The organism is Corynebacterium meitnerae (assembly GCF_027570075.1).
Lineage (GTDB): Bacteria > Actinomycetota > Actinomycetes > Mycobacteriales > Mycobacteriaceae > Corynebacterium > Corynebacterium meitnerae.
Map to the genome: position 1 here is coordinate 1 of NZ_JAKMUS010000035.1, position 1302 is coordinate 1302.

Sequence of the window (1302 nt, forward strand, 5' to 3'; positions counted from 1 at the left end):
GGACCTGACCCCCGTTAGGTAGACACCTGATATCCAGCCCAGTTGGGTTGGGAAGAAAGGTAATCTACCACCATGCCTAGGTACTCCGAACAGTTCAAACGTGATGCTGTGGCCCTCTACGAAAACAACGAAGATCTCACACTTCACGCGGCTTCAGCAGAGCTTGGAGTCAATCGTTCCTCACTTTTCACTTGGCTTAAGCAGTACGGCACCGGCAAACGTGCCCGCACCAAAAGCTTGCGCGACCAGGCACAGGCGACGACTGACTCCGAGCGAATCCGCCAGCTAGAAAAAGAAGTCTCTAAGCTGCGCGAAGAACGCGACATCCTGCGCAAGGCCGCGAAATATTTTGCCGAAGAGACACGCTGGTAATCCGCTTCCAGTTTGTCGATGACCACCGAACCGAGTACTCGGTCAAGCGGATGTGCCACGTGTTAAAGCTCAATCGCTCCTCGTTCTACAAATGGGTCAACACCCGCGATAAACGAAGGTCAAAGATATGTTCTGACGCCCTTATTGGTGCAAGAATCAAGACCATCTTCGATGACGAGCACGGGCTCTATGGTGCTAAACGCATCGCTGCAAGCCTCAACGACGATACGGGCTTTCCCCCGATCAATCACAAGAAGGTCGCACGCATCATGCAATCCATGGGGCTTAAAGGCTTTACTAAGCGGCGTCGATGCATCACCACCAGGCGTAAGCCTGGCCACCGCGTCATGCCAGATCTAGTAAGCCGTAAATTCACAGCTGATAAGCCAAACGAGCTCTATGTAGGCGATATTACGTACCTGCCGTGTAAGGGCGGCAAGAACATGTACCTAGCCACGGTCATCGACGCCTACTCACGCAAGCTCGTCGGTCATGCGCTAGCCGATCACATGCGGGTATCGCTGGTTACCGAAGCTTTAACCCAAGCCAGAAACGTCCGCGGAAGCCTTAAAGGAGCAATTTTCCATTCCGATCACGGCAGTGTGTACACCTCACAAGCCTTTAGGGATCACTGCGCCCAGCTTGGTGTACGCCAATCCATGGGCGCAGTGGGCACAAGTGCCGATAACGCCCTGGCAGAATCCTTTAACGCCACCCTCAAACGTGAAGTCCTGCGTGATCGGAAAGTCTTTGACAATCCCATCATCTGCCGCCAGGAAGTCTTCCGATGGTGCATGCGCTACAACACCCGCAGACGACACTCCTGGTGCAACCTTCTAGCCCCCGATACCTTCGAAGCACTTAATTCAGCTACACTGACACAAGCAGCATAGCTACCCCCGACGTGTCTACTTTCCGGGGGTCAGGCCC

1 protein-coding gene is annotated in these 1302 nt (G+C 54.0%); it reads left to right on the top strand.

What is annotated here, in order from left to right; all coding sequences use genetic code 11:
• The first annotated feature begins 72 nt into the window (after positions 1 to 72).
• A protein-coding gene (locus L8U60_RS10700) for an IS3 family transposase (protein WP_420840195.1) occupies positions 73 to 1265 on the top strand; the annotation gives its coding sequence in 2 pieces (ribosomal slippage) (positions 73 to 355 and positions 355 to 1265; 1194 coding nt in all).
• The last annotated feature ends 37 nt before the right edge of the window (positions 1266 to 1302 follow it).